1 protein-coding gene is annotated in these 509 nt (G+C 43.8%); it reads left to right on the forward strand.

Going from position 1 to position 509, the window contains the following annotated elements; translation table 11 throughout:
• Window positions 1-44: 44 nt before the first annotated feature.
• A complete protein-coding gene (locus CDA54_RS19405) occupies window positions 45-272 on the forward strand; it encodes a hypothetical protein (RefSeq protein ID WP_143452335.1) in 228 nt (75 codons plus the stop codon).
• The last annotated feature ends 237 nt before the right edge of the window (window positions 273-509 follow it).

Genomic DNA, 509 nt, shown 5'->3' on the forward strand with positions numbered 1-509 from the left:
AAAGTAGGATCTGACCCTGGGGTAATGCAAGATACTTCGGTGAAGTGACGAGAAACGATTTGCTGAACGTTGCGCAAGAGTTGGGTATTAAAGCTGCCGTGGCAGGACGTGAAATAGACCGGATCATTACCAATATCACCCGGTTCAGCGAACAGCTGATCCGGGAAGTGGAAGCAACCGACAACTATGACGCAAAGCCTGAAGAGCTCAGGATGCTCAGAAAAATAAAGAATCTGGCTATTTCCGAATTCACGAAACAAATTCAGCAATAGCAAAGTAATGACCAGAGAAGCTAAATAGAGCCCTCTAATCTTAAACTGACTTAATTTTTGGCCTTAAGATTCGGACTCCGGTTAATAGGAGTGACGAAACGATGTTGATAATGAAATTGAGGTTGAAGATAAGAATTCGCGTGCGTTTGAAAACATCAACATGCATGGCTATGTGGTTTGTGGGAATGATCTTTATCGGACATGCTCATATAGAGGTAAGCGTCCGGCGATCACCGT

It is taken from the genome of Lacimicrobium alkaliphilum (assembly GCF_002591895.1).
Classification (GTDB): Bacteria; Pseudomonadota; Gammaproteobacteria; order Enterobacterales; family Alteromonadaceae; genus Lacimicrobium; species Lacimicrobium alkaliphilum.